General features: G+C 66.8%; 13 protein-coding genes. 9 read left to right on the top strand and 4 right to left on the bottom strand.

Annotated elements, in window-relative coordinates; translation table 11 throughout:
• Positions 1–24 precede the first annotated feature (24 nt).
• Positions 25–1,194, bottom strand: coding sequence for a pyridoxal phosphate-dependent aminotransferase (locus tag BKA23_RS09600; protein WP_145227533.1), 1,170 nt, complete (start codon positions 1,192–1,194; stop codon positions 25–27).
• A 256-nt stretch (positions 1,195–1,450) separates the two neighbouring features.
• Here BKA23_RS09600 and rpsB point away from each other — a divergent pair, with 256 nt between their 5' ends.
• Both rpsB and tsf read left to right on the top strand, forming a co-directional pair.
• On the top strand, positions 1,451–2,374 hold the full coding sequence (gene rpsB / locus BKA23_RS09595; RefSeq protein ID WP_145227532.1) for a 30S ribosomal protein S2: 924 nt from the start codon (positions 1,451–1,453) through the stop codon (positions 2,372–2,374).
• 120 nt (positions 2,375–2,494) lie between these two features.
• Complete coding sequence (gene tsf / locus BKA23_RS09590; RefSeq protein WP_145227531.1) at positions 2,495–3,322, top strand: translation elongation factor Ts; 828 nt, start codon at positions 2,495–2,497, stop codon at positions 3,320–3,322.
• A 196-nt stretch (positions 3,323–3,518) separates the two neighbouring features.
• Here tsf and BKA23_RS09585 read toward each other — a convergent pair whose 3' ends face one another.
• On the bottom strand, positions 3,519–4,532 hold the full coding sequence (locus tag BKA23_RS09585; protein WP_145227530.1) for a LacI family DNA-binding transcriptional regulator: 1,014 nt from the start codon (positions 4,530–4,532) through the stop codon (positions 3,519–3,521).
• A 190-nt stretch (positions 4,533–4,722) separates the two neighbouring features.
• Positions 4,723–6,411 (bottom strand): APC family permease, encoded by a 1,689-nt coding sequence (locus BKA23_RS09580; protein ID WP_145227529.1) that lies wholly within the window; start codon positions 6,409–6,411, stop codon positions 4,723–4,725.
• Positions 6,412–6,570: 159 nt separating this feature from the next.
• Here BKA23_RS09580 and pyrH point away from each other — a divergent pair, with 159 nt between their 5' ends.
• The 5 genes from pyrH (at position 6,571) to BKA23_RS09555 (ending at position 10,982) form a co-directional block, all read left to right on the top strand.
• A complete protein-coding gene (gene pyrH, locus BKA23_RS09575) occupies positions 6,571–7,302 on the top strand; it encodes a UMP kinase (protein ID WP_145227528.1) in 732 nt (243 codons plus the stop codon).
• A gap of 84 nt (positions 7,303–7,386) precedes the next feature.
• Positions 7,387–7,953: a ribosome recycling factor gene (gene frr / locus BKA23_RS09570; protein ID WP_145227527.1), complete on the top strand. Its 567-nt coding sequence runs from the start codon at positions 7,387–7,389 to the stop codon at positions 7,951–7,953.
• 21 nt (positions 7,954–7,974) lie between these two features.
• A complete protein-coding gene (locus tag BKA23_RS09565; RefSeq protein ID WP_246104547.1) occupies positions 7,975–8,922 on the top strand; it encodes a phosphatidate cytidylyltransferase in 948 nt (315 codons plus the stop codon).
• A gap of 9 nt (positions 8,923–8,931) precedes the next feature.
• A complete protein-coding gene (gene rlmN / locus BKA23_RS09560) occupies positions 8,932–10,095 on the top strand; it encodes a 23S rRNA (adenine(2503)-C(2))-methyltransferase RlmN (RefSeq protein ID WP_145227526.1) in 1,164 nt (387 codons plus the stop codon).
• On the top strand, positions 10,092–10,982 hold the full coding sequence (locus BKA23_RS09555; protein WP_145227525.1) for a phosphatase PAP2 family protein: 891 nt from the start codon (positions 10,092–10,094) through the stop codon (positions 10,980–10,982). The genes rlmN and BKA23_RS09555 overlap by 4 nt, the downstream gene beginning before the upstream one ends.
• Here BKA23_RS09555 and BKA23_RS09550 read toward each other — a convergent pair.
• Positions 10,896–11,999: an LOG family protein gene (locus BKA23_RS09550; protein ID WP_145227524.1), complete on the bottom strand. Its 1,104-nt coding sequence runs from the start codon at positions 11,997–11,999 to the stop codon at positions 10,896–10,898. The genes BKA23_RS09555 and BKA23_RS09550 overlap by 87 nt on opposite strands.
• Positions 12,000–12,148: 149 nt before the next feature.
• Between BKA23_RS09550 and BKA23_RS09545 the strand changes: the two genes are divergently transcribed.
• Positions 12,149–12,673, top strand: coding sequence for a hypothetical protein (locus BKA23_RS09545; RefSeq protein ID WP_145227523.1), 525 nt, complete (start codon positions 12,149–12,151; stop codon positions 12,671–12,673).
• A 260-nt stretch (positions 12,674–12,933) separates the two neighbouring features.
• A complete protein-coding gene (locus tag BKA23_RS09540; protein ID WP_145227522.1) occupies positions 12,934–14,226 on the top strand; it encodes an AAA family ATPase in 1,293 nt (430 codons plus the stop codon).
• The last annotated feature ends 86 nt before the right edge of the window (positions 14,227–14,312 follow it).

Here is a 14,312-nt window from a genome sequence, read left to right as displayed (position 1 = left end):
CGACCGGCACGAGCCTTCCGATCGTCACGAGGATGCGCCGCCGCCGGACGAGAGCCGCCGAACCGCTTCTGTCAGCACCTCGTCGCGTTTGCAGAAAGCGAAACGCACCAGCGTCCGCGCGGCATCCTTGTCGTCACAAAAGACCGACACAGGCACGCCGACCACGCCATACAGCTCGGGCAGCCGCCAGCAGAATTCCACCGCATCCGTCGCGCCCAAGGCGGCGGCGTCGGCGATGACGAAGTAGGTGCCGGCTGGACTGCTCACGGAGAGACCGGCGTCGACCAGCCCCTGCGTCAGCAACCCACGCTTGCGCTGCAGATCCTGCGCGACCTGCCGGAAGTACGAGTCGTCCAGGCCCAGCCCGACCGCGATGGCCGGCTGGAAGGGGCCACTGCCGACATACGTGAGGAACTGTTTGACGGTCAGGCACGCACGGACGAGCGCCTCAGGACCGGTCAGCCAGCCGACCTTCCAGCCCGTCGTCGAGAACGTCTTGCCGCCCGAGCTGATCGTCAGCGTGCGCTCGAACATTCCCGGCAGCGTGGCCATCGGCACGTGCTGGATGCTGTCGAAGATCAGGTGCTCGTAGACCTCGTCGGTGACCACGATCGCGTCGTGCTCGCGGGCAAGGTCGGCGATGAGGGCGAGTTCGGTGGGGGAGAAGACCTTGCCGGTCGGGTTGTGCGGGGTGTTGAGCAGCACCAGTCGCGTGCGCGCCGAAAACGCTGCCCGTAACGACTCCTCGTCGACCGCGAAATCGGGGAACCGCAGCATGCTCGTGCGGCGCACCGCCCCGGCGAGGGCGATGCAGGCGGCGTACGAGTCGTAATACGGCTCGAAGGTCACCACCTCGTCGCCAGGCTCACACAGCGCGAGTATGGCGGAGGCGATCGCCTCGGTGGCCCCTACCGTGACGAGCACCTGGCTGTCTGCGTCGAGGCGCACGTCGTAGAACCGGCGCTGGTGCTCGACGATCGCCTGGCGCAGTCGCGGGAGGCCGATCGCCGGCGGGTATTGATTGCCGCCGCTGTCGATGGCAGCGTGCGCGGCTGCCAGCACCTCGGCCGGGCCGTCGGTGTCCGGAAAACCCTGCCCCAGGTTGATGGCGCCGGTGCGTGCGGCGAGGGCCGACATCTCGCCGAAGATCGTCGCGCCGAAACCGCGCATGCGGGAGGTGAGAGGGGAGTCCATCGGGCCAGTCCACCACGGATTCGCGCGGCGGCGCCTCGATCCGTAGACTTGTTCACACGACCCGTGTCAGATCCTGTCCGCAGGTGTGGCCATGGGTCGAATTCGCGCGTCTCAGACCGGCACTCGTGCCGGGGTGGACCTCCGCAGTCCGTCGGCCAGCCGGTCGCCGGTCGGGGCTCATCGGGGCGCCAGGTGTGCAGTCGGCAACGGGTCGGCTGCGCAGAACAACTGGAAACCACCAAGGAAGGACCTCGGCATGGCCGTCGTCACCACCCGCCAGCTCCTGGAGAGCGGCGTCCACTTCGGGCACCAGACCCGTCGCTGGAACCCCAAGATGAAGCGCTTCATCCTCACCGAGCGCAATGGCATCTACATCATCGACCTGCAGCAGTCGCTGACCTACATCGCTGACGCCTTCGAGTTCATCCAGCAGACCGTGTCTCACGGTGGCACGGTGCTCTTCGTCGGCACCAAGAAGCAGGCTCAGGAGTCGATTCAGGAGCAGGCCACCCGCGTCGGCATGCCCTACGTCAACCACCGCTGGCTCGGCGGCATGCTCACCAACTTCAACACGGTGCACAAGCGTCTGGCACGCCTGAAGGAGCTTGAGGAGATCGACTACGACGACGTCGCCGGCTCCGGTCGCACCAAGAAGGAACTCCTCGTGCTCAAGCGCGAGAAGGACAAGCTGGAGCGCACCCTCGGCGGTATCCGCGACATGGCGAAGGTCCCCTCCGCGGTGTGGGTCGTCGACACCAAGAAGGAGCACCTGGCTGTCACCGAGGCCCGCAAGCTCAACATCCCGGTCATCGCGATCCTGGACACCAACTGCGACCCCGACGAGGTCGATTACAAGATCCCGGGCAACGACGACGCGATCCGTTCGGTCACCCTGCTGACCCGTGTGGTCGCCGACGCTGTGGCCGAGGGTCTCATCGCTCGCTCGCAGGGCCGCTCCGGTGAGCAGACCGAGGGCGCAGCTGCCGAGCCGATGGCCGAATGGGAGCGCGAACTGCTCGGTTCCGAGGACGCTGCCGCCAAGACCGACGTCGAGACCGGCCCGACCTCGACGGCCGCTGCCGCTGACGCGACCGCCGCCGCTGACGTGGTCGACCCGGCCGAGCAGGCCGCGGTGGCCAAGGCCACCGAGAAGGCCGCCGAAGAAATCGCCGGCGCCTGATCCACGCACGAACCTCGACGGCCCGTATGCCGGGAGCGACCGTATGCCGCGAGGCGGGGGTCGCACCGGCATACGGGCCGAACAACGACAAGCACGTTCGCGAAGGAGCGAAGTACACACATGGCCAACTACACCGCCGCTGACATCAAGGCACTGCGCGAGCAGACCGGCGCCGGCATGCTCGACGTCAAGAAGGCTCTCGACGAGGCCGACGGCGACCAGGCCAAGGCCACCGAGATCCTGCGGGTCAAGGGCTTGAAGGGCGTGACCAAGCGTGAGGGCCGTTCGGCCTCCAACGGTCTGGTCGCTGCACAGGTCGACGGCAACGTCGGCACCCTGGTCGAGGTCAACTGCGAGACCGACTTCGTCGCCAAGGGCGAGAAGTTCGTCGCGCTCGCCGACCGCGTTCTGGCGCAGGCGGTTGCGGTCGAGGCCGCCGATGCCGAGGCGCTGCTGAACTCGGAGCTTGACGGCAAGACCGTCAAGGAGGTCCTCGACGAGGCCAACGCGACGATCGGCGAGAAGATCGAAGTGCGCCGGGTGGCCCGCCTCGAAGGCGACAAGGTCGTGTCCTACCTGCACAAGACCAGCCCCGACCTGCCTGCGCAGATCGGCGTGCTCGTGGCCGTCGACGGTGGCGACGAGCAGACCGCGCGCGACATCGCAATGCACGTCGCCGCGTTCAGCCCCACCGTGCTGACCCGCGAGGACGTCGACGCCGCGACCGTGGAGAACGAGCGTCGCGTCGCCGAGGCCACCGCCAAGGAAGAAGGCAAGCCGGAGGCGGCACTGCCGAAGATCATCGAAGGTCGCGTCAACGGCTACTTCAAGGAGAACGTCCTGCTGGAGCAGCCGTTCGCCAAGGACCCGAAGAAGACCGTCAAGAAGGTCGCCGATGAGGCCGGCACGTCCGTGTCCGGTTTCGCGCGATTCAAGGTCGGCGTCTGACCGGACAGCCACCGAGACAGACAACTCGCAAGGAAGGGCTCACGGCAGATGCCGTGAGCCCTTCCTTGCGTTTTGCGACTTCACCAGCCCGCCCTGCTGGGACCGGACGGGGCCGACAGTGTGCAGCGACGGCGGGGGTCACGTCATCGCGCCTTGTGCTGCGCTTCAGCTGCGTGTTGCAGCGACGAATATGTCGCTATCGAATTGCAGCTGTGCTTTCTCGAACGATCAGGTGGGGCAGTGGGGCCGCAATCTGTGTGTGAATTTCGGGGTGCTTAATGGACTTGATCAAGTTATCGGCGAGAATTTCGCCCAATGCGAAAGAATCCCGACTCAAAGCGGTGATCCCCGGGTGCATCAACTTGGCCAGAGCCGAGTCCTCGAACGACACGATGGATACATCCCCGGGGACGGCGGCTCCCATCTCGACGGCCACGGCGAGCCCGGCGAATGCCATGATGTCGTTGTCGAAGATGAGTGCCGTCGGTCGGTCGTGGGAGGACAGGGCGGCTCGGGTGGCCCGGGTGGCGTCGGTGCCGGTGCCGTCTGTCGCAGTCACCTGTGTCTGTAGGTTGAGCGCCGCGCCGGCTGCGGCGAGGGCGGAGACCCGGTCCTCGGTGCTGTGCAACTGCCGCGGTCCGCTGATGTGATGGAACCGGCGATGGCCGATGGCTGCGAGGTATTCGATGATGGAGGTCATGGCGGCACTCTCGTCGAGAGTCACGGCGTTGATGCTGTGGCCGGCGGACCGCCCGCCGAGCGCCACCGCCGGAAGACCCAATCGCTGGAGTTCGTCCAGGCGAGGATCGGCGATCGTGAGGTCCATCAGCACGACGCCGTCGACGCGGTGTTCTGCCGCCCAGTCGCGGTAGGTCGCGATTTCGCTGTCGAGATCTTCCACGATCGTCAACTGCAGGCCGATTCCCTCCAGCGACAGACGTGACTGCACCCCTGAGAAGATCTGCGAGAAGGACGGCTCGACGCCCAGCGTGCGGCGTGGCCGAGCCGTCACGAGGCCGGCCAATTGGGTGTTGGAACGACCAAGAGCACGAGCAGCGCTGTGGGGGCGCCAGTGCATGCGGTCTGCAATGGCCACGATCCGCGCGCGGGTCTCGCTGCTGACGCCCGGCTGGCCGTTGAGGGCGAACGACACTGCCCCTTTGGACACGCCGGCTTCGCGGGCGATGTCCGCAATTGTTGGACGTGGCATGTAATGGATTCCCCTTCAGGCCGAGCCAGATGGCATCGCCTCACGTCAGGCTAGCGTACTGGCCACCTGTCCAAATCTGAACCATTGCGATGCCGAGCCAGCTCGTTGAGGCTAATATCACAGCAGGTTTGTACGACTGTCAAGTCGTGTCGAAACCTATTGCGGTGCTGTGGTGCGGTTGTGGTCCAGATCAGCCCTGCGGTCGCTGCGTTTTGGCGATGATGTCGGTGTCATCGCCTTCTCGCTCCTTGAGCACCACCAGCAGCTCGTGATGGTTCGACAGATATGTCGTGCCCGCGCGCACTCCCCAGAAGTAGAGAAGAACTGCGCCGACCGCCACCACGACCGAATCCCACGGCGCGGGGATGATGTCGGCGCCACCGAAACTGCCCAGCGCCCCCACGCCGTAGATGAAGGCGATGTAGACGACCAGCCACAGGCCGCCCGCCAGGTCGCCCTTGTTGCGCTCACCGATCGCGAAGCTCGCAGCGAACCACGCCAGCCCCACCCCGATCGGGATCAACGTCTTCCACAGGGTGTCCCACGGCTGCCAGACGATCACCAGTGAGGCGACGGCGAACGCCAGCGGCGCGATGATCGTCATACCGCGCAGTCGGGTGGCGGACCCGCCCAGTCCGACGTTGCGGAACACCAGCACCGAGATCGAGCCGATCGAGAAGGTCAGTGCGGCGAGAGCACTGAGCACCTCGACGATGTCGTGCCAGCTGGGCAGGAGCACGATGAGGCCGGCGCCGAGCACAAAGTTGACCAGCATCGCCACGACAGGCACACCGGTGCGGTCGCTGACCTTCATCACCGCGCGCGGGAAGAAGCCGTTCTTCGCCAGGCCGAAGACGTTGCGGGCATTCGCCGCCGTGTAGACGATGCCGGAGCCGGACGGCGAGATCGACGAGTCGGCGATCAGCAACCACGACAACCAGGTGAAACCGAGCATCTTGGCCAGGTCGGCAAAGGGTGAATCCAGATTCACGCCGTTCCAGCCGGCCGCATGGGCCAGTTCACTGCCCGGCAGCGAGCCGAGGTATCCCAGTTGGAGGCAGATGTAGAGCACGATGCTGAACACGATGGTGACGACCATCGCGCGCGGGATGTCCCGCCGCGGATTGGATGCCTCACCGGACAGCTCGATGACATTGCGGAAACCGGTGTAGGCGAAGATCAGGCCGCCGGATGCGATGGCGCTGAAGGCTGCCGAGATGCCGTATGGCGCGAAGCCGTGCGCGCTGAAGTTGTGGGAGAACCCACCGGCCTTGCTGTTGGCGCCGAAGCCGCTGGCAAGCAGCAGCACCACCGTGATGACGGGGATGCCGAGTTTGACCGCGGTCACGATGTTGTTGGACTTGGCGAACCACTTCACGCCGAAGTAGTTGACGACCACGAACAGCGCCATCAGCACGACCGCGACGAAGGTGCCAAGGGCCGTGAGCTTGGAGGTCTTTGCCGAGTACACCCCGTGCCACCACTTGGAGGCGTACTGCACCACCGCCGACGCCTCACTGGGCGGGTTGGCAACATACGACAGCCACATGGCCCAGCCGATGATGCTGGCGGCGAGGCGGCCGTTCGAGTAGAGCGGATAACGGACCAGGCCACCGGACTCGGGGCGCACCATGCCGAGTTCGGCGAAGACCAGCGCGATCATCAGCATCAGTGCACCGGCGATGACCCAGGCGATCAGTGCGGCGGGGCCGGCGTCCTGGGCGGCATACATCGAGGAGAACAACCACCCCGAGCCGATGACGCTTCCGACTCCCGCGGCCACGAGTGACCAGAATCCGAGCTCTCTGCGAAGTTTGTGGTCCTGGGCATCTGCGGCGCTCTGGCGGCCGGTGGCCGTGGCGGGGCTGGATTGGTCCATAGTTTCAGTATGTTCGGCTGCCTCCTCGAAATGGGGTTTCGGGTCCGTGATCCCTACCTTCGGGTGGGGTTCGCCGACGGGGGCGCAGGGAACGCGGATCTGGCTGTGGCAGGATCTACCGACCGCAGCTCACCTTGACCACACCGCCGGGAGGCCGCGATGACCCTCGCCCCGAACCAGTCCGAGAACCCCTTGCGGGTCCTGTTGAAACTGTCCGGCGAGGTGTTCGGTGGGGGCCAGGTCGGCCTCGCGCCCGACGTCGTGCGTGGTGTCGCCGAGCAGATCGCGGCCGCGGCCCGATCCGGCGTCGAGATCGCCGTCGTGATCGGTGGTGGCAACTTCTTCCGCGGCGCGGAACTGCAGACCAAGGGCATGGACCGCACCCGCGCGGACTACATGGGCATGCTCGGCACAGTCATGAACTGCCTTGCCTTGCAGGACTTCCTGGAGAAGCAAGGCATCGACACCCGTGTGCAGACCGCCATCACGATGGGGCAGGTCGCCGAGCCCTACATTCCCCGCCGGGCGATGCGTCACCTTGAGAAGCACCGCGTCGTGATCTTCGGCGCCGGCGCCGGTATGCCGTTCTTCTCCACCGACACCGTCAGCGCCCAGCGCGCGCTCGAGATCAAGTGCGACATGGTGCTGATCGCCAAGAGTGGCGTCGACGGCGTCTACACCGCAGACCCGAAGATCGACCCGTCGGCCACCAAGCTGGACACCGTCACCTTCTCCGATGCGCTCGCCCAGAACCTGCGCATCGTCGATGCTGCAGCGTTCAGTCTCTGCATGGAGAACGACCTGCCGATGCGCGTCTTCGGCATGGAGGGCGAGGGAAATATCACCCGTGCCCTGCAAGGTGAGAAGATCGGAACTCTGGTCACGACCTGACCGGATCGGATCGGCATCCGGTCCACAGGGATCCACCACCATCACGTCCCCTCAGTGGGGCATCACGAGGAGTCAGCGCGAAACATGGACGGCAGCATCGACGAGAGTCTGTTCGAGGCAGAGGAAAAGATGGAGAAGGCGGTCGAGGTCGCCAAGGAGGACTTCGCAGCCATCCGCACCGGCCGGGCCAGTGCCGCCATGTTCAACAAGCTGACTGTCGACTACTACGGCGCGCCGACCCCGTTACAGCAACTCGCGTCCTTCCAGACACCCGAGGCGCGCACCGTGCTGATCCAGCCTTTCGACAAGGGCGCGATGGCCGGCATCGAGAAGGCGTTGCGCGAAAGCGACCTGGGCGTCAACCCCAGCAACGACGGCAACCTCATCCGCATCGTGCTGCCGGCGCTGACCGAGGAGCGCCGCAAGGACTACATCAAGATCGCCCGTCAGAAGGGCGAGGACGCCAAGGTGTCGATCCGCAACGTCCGTCGCAAGGCCAAGGAAGACATCGACAAGGCCGTCAAGGACGGTGACGTGGGCGAGGACGAAGGCAGCCGCGCCGAGAAGGAGCTCGAGGCCGTCACCAAGCGTCACGTCGACGCCGTCGACGACCTGTTGAAGGGCAAGGAGGCCGAGCTCCTCTCAGTCTGAGGCGTGCTCGCGCATCCCACCATGTCCGAACCCACCTCCCGCCGGGCTGCCCGCGAGGCGCGAGCCGCGCGCTCGAAGTCCAGCAGTATGCCGCAGCCCGTCGTCGCGCCTGCCGAGGCGGCCGCCGGCCGGCCGGGAGCTGAGAGCACCAATCCCACTCCGCGCGCCGGCCGCAATCTGTATGCCGCGATCGGCGTGGGAGTGCTGCTCGGGGCCATCGTCATACTCAGCCTCTTCCTGGTGAAGGAGATCTTCGTCGCGGTCGCCATGGCCGCCTCTGTGATCGGCTGCTTCGAGGTGGTTCGCGCGATGAGCAACGGCCGCATCCACCCGCCGTTGATCCCGACCCTGACGGCTGCGGCGGTCGTGCCGTTGATCGCCTACCTGTGGGGCGCACCGGCCCTGGCGTTTTCAGCCATCGTGGCGGTGCTCGTGGTGCTTGTCTGGCGCAGCTTCGGCGACGAGGAGGGCTTGCGTCGCGATGTCGCCGGGGGAGCGATGGTGGTGCTCTATCTGCCGGCTCTCGTGGGGTTCGCGATGCTGCTGCTGCACAACTCCGACGGTCCCGGCCGCATCGTGGTCTTCGTTCTCGTCACGATCTGCAGCGACATCGGCGGGTATGCCGTGGGAGTGGTCGCGGGCAGGCACCCGATGGCGCCCAGCGTCTCGCCGAAGAAGTCCTGGGAGGGCTTCGCCGGATCATTCACGGCCTGCGTCATCGGCGGGGCGCTTTCGGTGTCGCTCGTGCTCGACGGACGATGGTGGGTCGGCGCGATCCTCGGTGCGCTGGTCGTCGTGGCTGCCACCGTCGGCGACCTGTGCGAGTCGATGATCAAGCGCGACCTCGGCATCAAGGACATGAGCAATCTCATCCCGGGCCACGGCGGGCTGATGGACCGCCTCGACTCGCTGCTGCTGGCCGTGCCGGTGGTGTGGGCCGTCCTGACTCCTTTCGTCGCGGTGAAGTGAGGTTCCGCCATGCCGACCGACCTGCCTGAACCCACCACTCGTCCGGCGCCAGGGCAGCTGACGTTCGCTGCACCGCGCCGGGGCAAGCCGCCGCAGCATCTGGCCGACTTCGACGAAGCCGGCCGCAAAGAGGCGGTGGAAGCGTTGGGGCACAAGGGTTTTCGCGCTAAGCAGCTGTCCACACACTACTTCGAACGGTTCGTCAGCGATCCCGCACAGATGACGGATCTGCCGGCAGCCGGACGTGACGAGCTGGTCGACGCGATGCTGCCCTCGCTGATGACGCCGATTCGGTCGGTGCAGGCGGACGACGGTCGCACCGTCAAACAGGTCTGGCGGTTGTTCGACGGTGCGCTGGTCGAGTCGGTGCTCATGCGGTACCCCGGACGCGTGACGATGTGCATCTCCAGCCAGGCCGGCTGCGGGATGAACTGCCCGTTCTGCGCGACAGGGCAGGAGGGCCTGACCCGCAACCTGTCGACGGCCGAGATCGTCGAGCAGGTCGTCGCCGGTGCCCGGATGCTGCGCGACGGCGCGCTGGCCGGTGGCGACGAGGAGTCCCGCGAGACACCGCTGCGCGTGTCCAACGTCGTCTTCATGGGCATGGGCGAGGCGCTGGCCAACTACCGTCAGGCCGTCAACGCCATCCGCCGACTGACGGAACCTCCGCCCGCCGGCCTGGGTATGTCGGCCCGCGGACTCACCATGTCCACCGTCGGACTCGTTCCCGCCATCGACAAGCTCGCAGCCGAAGGCATTCCCGTCACGCTGGCACTGTCGCTGCACGCCCCCGACGACGAGCTGCGCAACGAACTCGTGCCGATCAACACACGATGGTCGGTCGACGAGGCGCTCGATGCGGCATACCGGTACTTCGATGTGACGGGCCGTCGGGTGTCGATCGAGTACGCCCTGATCCGCGACGTCAACGACCAGGCATGGCGGGCCGACCTGCTCGGCCAGAAGCTTGCCGCGCGCGGCAAGGGCTGGGTGCACGTCAACCCGATCCCGCTCAACCCGACGCCCGGGTCGAAGTGGACCGCGTCCCGCAAGGGCGTCGAGCAGCAGTTCGTGGAGCGGCTGCGAGCCCACGGCATACCGACGACGATCCGCGACACACGCGGCTCCGACATCGACGGGGCCTGCGGGCAACTCGCCGCGTCGACCGCGTGATCCACGCGAAGGGCCTGCTGTTCGGTTCGCTGCCGAACCTCATGCTCAACTGGCGTCAGGCTCTGGCGCTCGCGGCCGTCCTGGTGGTGGGCTGGCTTGTGCTGCGGCACCGGTTCCAGGGCCTGAGTGCTGTATGCCGTGAGGGCTCGATCATCGCGGTGCTGTTCGCGGTGTGGCAGCTGGTGCAGGAGCCCGACATCAGCATCGGCGGCAATGCGCTCGCGCGTGGCCGGTGGATCGAACGCTTTCAGACCGCGATCCATCTGCCGAACGAACGGCACGTGCAGGACCTCATCCTCGGTCATCCGGATGTGGTGCGTCTGGCGAACCTCTATTACGCCACCATGCACTTCACCGTCATGGGGATCTTCCTGGTGTGGTTGTACGTCCGGCACCGCGACGCGTATCCGCGGATCCGCACGTCGCTGGCGATCGCGGTGCTCGGTTGCTTCATCGTGCAGCTGATGCCGGTCGCACCGCCGCGGCTGCTGCCGGGTTTCGTCGACACGGCCGAGCTCTACGGTCAATCGGTCTACAACGCCGGATTCTCGGTGGATGCGCTCGGCGCGATGCCCTCGGTGCACGTGTTGTTCGCATCTGTGGTGGGCTGGTTCACCTGGCGGGTGAGTACGTCCAAGTGGCGGTACATCGCAGTGCTGCACTTCGTCGTGACGGTCTTTGTCATCGTCGCCACCGCCAACCACTGGTGGCTGGACGGAATTGTGGCCATCGCCTTGTTGATCGCCGCGGTGCAATTGCATGACGCCGTCACGCGGTTGGTTCACCGGAGGCGGCGTGGGTCAGCCCGCGGCGATGATCGCGGCAGCCTCGTCGACGGTGCCGACGAGGTGGATCGCGGACTGCATCGGCCGGCCCTCGGCAAGTGAGCGCAGTGGTTCCCACGCCGGAATCGCTTGCTGCCAGTGGCGTTCATCGACCAACACCAATGGTGGCAGCGGGCCGTCGGACTCCGTTGCATAGAACAGCCGGGTCGCTGCCTGGAAGATCTCCTGCACCGTGCCGGCCGCACCGGGCAGCACCACGATGCCGGCGGTGCAGATGGCAAGCAACGCGTCTTCACGCAGTGCGTTGCTGAAGTATTTCGCTATGTGCGCGGCGAAGACGTTCGGCGGCTCGTGCCCGTAGAACCAGGTCGGGACACCCAGGCTGGGCGCGTCCGGCCGCTGAGCTTGAGCCAACCGATCGCGTATGCCGAACGCGATCGTCGCCCAGGCATCCACGCTCGGCCGGAACGACGGCACCCCGGCGAGCTCATCCAGCGCTGCGGCGAGGGCCGTCGCGTCCTCGAAGAGCGCGCCGAGGTTCGCCGCCTCCATCGCGCCCGGTCCACCTCCGGTGGCCACGATCGCGCCGTCGGCGGCGAGGGTGTGGCCGAGATGGGCAGCATCGGCATACCCGGCGGTCCCGCGATCGAGGGCGTGCCCACCCATCACTCCGACCACTCGTCGGCCATCCACCAGCTCTGCCAAGGCGTCGGCGATGCTGTCGTCGTGGATCGCCTGCAGGAGGGTGGCGTAGACGTCGCTGCGGGTGCGCGGATCCAGCGACCATCGGTAGGTGCGTGCATCGCGGCTTCCGGAGTACCCCTCGCCGGTGGGATCGGCATACAGCTCGCGCGCGGTGTAGAGCCCGGCCCGCCACGGGTCGAAGGGCACCCTGTCCTCGCGCGGGAAGACCAGAGCACCACGCACGCGCAGTTGCTCGTCCAGTTGTTGCGGCAGTTCACAGCCGAGCACGACCATCTTGTCGACGTCGGCGTGTTCCAGCAGGGCGGGATCAAGTCCGGTGAGGTCGAGATCCTGCAAGCGCGCTCCCCGCAGCGGCGTGCCGGACGCGAGCAGTCGCAGCAGTTGTTCGAGCGTTTCTACCTCGATGGCGGCCATGGTGCTGATTTCATCACGATCCGATCACGTCGTGAGACAGGGAGCAACCGACCGGCGGGCAGCGGCGTCATACCCGGTGTCGGCCACAACACGGGCCGGCAGCCACTCGGGGACTGTGATCTTCTCGATCGCGGAAAGGATTGATACGCATGAACCGCACCACTTCCTTCGTTGCCACCGGAGCCCTGGTTCTCGCCGGAGCCGGTGCTGTCGCCTTCGCGCCGGCCGGGACCGCATCGGTTCTGGCGCAGTCTCACCTGGTCAGCCCGCGGGTCCAGCAGGATCTCGGCAGCGCTGCCCACCTGCAGACCGCGTCCACCGCCACCGAAGTGCACGTGGTCGATGTGCGTACGACCTCCACCACGTCGACCAGGTCCGGCTCGTCGACCAGGTCCACCGACGCCGCGATCACGACGGCGATCTTGCACAGCCCGCTGCTCGGTGTGGTCCAGCCCGCCGACATCGCGGTCAGCGACATCCACTTCGCGTCGTCCGACACGTCGTGGGCCGCCGCGCTCGCCACACCGCGCAACGGCCAGACCGACCCGGCGCAGGTTGTGCTGCACAAGGTCGGAGCCACCTGGCAGGTGCGTGACCTGGGCACGTATGCCGTCGGCTGTGGCATCGCCCCGGCCACCGTCCGCGCTCAGCTGGGTCTGCACGGCGCCTGCTGACGTCGCACGTCTGACCGGCCGCGTTCGACACGGAGCCTGGCAGTTCGATGTTCGTCGTGGGGGCGGTGATACCTGTCCTGGCGTCGAACATCGCGGCGGGGCGAGGTAACGGAGTGTGGCTGGGATGACGATTACCCACGCGTAACCCCGCCCATGGCGCAACTGATCGTCATTTCTGCCGCATCACTGTGGCCAGAGGTGAGTGTGAGGGGGAAGTGGTCAGCGCAACGCCCGTCAGTGGTCCGCAATACCGTGACGGGATGCTCACCACTGTGGCGGTCTCCGGCTACCGATCACTGCGCGACGTCGTGCTGCCGTTGGCGCCGCTGACGGTGATCACCGGGGCCAACGGCAGCGGCAAATCCTCGCTCTACCGGGCGCTGCGGCTGTTGTCCGATTGCGGCCAGGGCCGTGTCATTGCGGCGCTCGCTCACGAAGGTGGGCTGCCGTCGGCGCTCTGGGCGGGGCCCGAGTCATTGGCAGGTGCGAGACGTGGCGCGCCGGTCCAAGGGACGGTCCGCAATGGCCCGATCAGCCTGCAGCTCGGCTACGCCTCCGACGACTTCGGCTACCTGGTCGATCTCGGCCTGCCGCAACGGTTCAAGTGCCTGCCGTCCGCCTTCGACCGAGACCCGCTGATCAAACGCGAGGTGATTTTCAGCGGGCCGGTGATGCGTCCCGGCTCCACCTTGGTGCGCCGGCTGCGCGAGGTCGTCGAAGTGCGTGACGGCCGCGGATGGCGGCAGGTGACGAAGTCGTTCCCGGCATACCGCAGCGTGCTCACCGAGTTCGGCGACCCGACCCTGTCGCCCGAGCTGTATGCCGTCCGCGCGGCGATCCGGTCGTGGCGCTTCTACGACGGATTCCGCGCCGATGCGGGAGCGCCTGCGCGACGCCCTCAGGTCGGCACGCGGACCCCGGTCCTCGCCGATGATGGCGCGGACCTCGCTGCAGCCGTCGCGACCATCAAGGAGGCCGGTTTCGGCGACCTCGACGCCGCGGTCGCCGATGCCTTCGACGGCGCGCGCCTGGAGGTCGTGGTCGTCGACGGGATGTTCGACCTGGCGCTGCATCAGCCGGGGATGCTGCGGCCGTTGCGGTCGGCGGAGCTGTCCGACGGCACCTTGCGCTACCTGCTGTGGGTGGCAGCGCTGCTCACGATCGAGCCGCCCCAGCTGATGGTGCTCAACGAGCCCGAGACCTCGCTGCATCCACAACTGCTGCCTGCTCTCGGTCGGCTGATCCGGCTCGCTGCGAAGCGCTCGCAGGTGGTGGTGGTCTCGCACGCGCGACCGCTGATCGATCAGCTCGGCGTGCGACCGCTCGGCGCCGACGATGACGAAGACCCGGGTGACGAAGACCCGGGTGACGAACCCGGTGACGACGAACCCGGTGACGACGAACGCGACGATGACGGTCCCGACGGCGCTGACGGCGACGGATCGGCCGCTGCGAGAGGCACCGAGGTGGTGCTCGCCAAAGACCTCGGCGAAACGCGTGTCGAGGGTCTCGGTCTGCTGACGACACCGCGGTGGGAGTGGGGCACTCGCTGAGGCCTGGCTCGCCGATTTTCCGTCAGGCCCTTCGGCCTGCTTCGGCGCAGCGACTGCGGAAACCTCAGCGCGAGTCCCGCGCCGCT

It is taken from the genome of Rudaeicoccus suwonensis (assembly GCF_007829035.1).
In the GTDB taxonomy this organism is placed as follows: Bacteria; Actinomycetota; Actinomycetes; order Actinomycetales; family Dermatophilaceae; genus Rudaeicoccus; species Rudaeicoccus suwonensis.
This window is presented reverse-complemented; position numbering and strand designations above follow the sequence as displayed.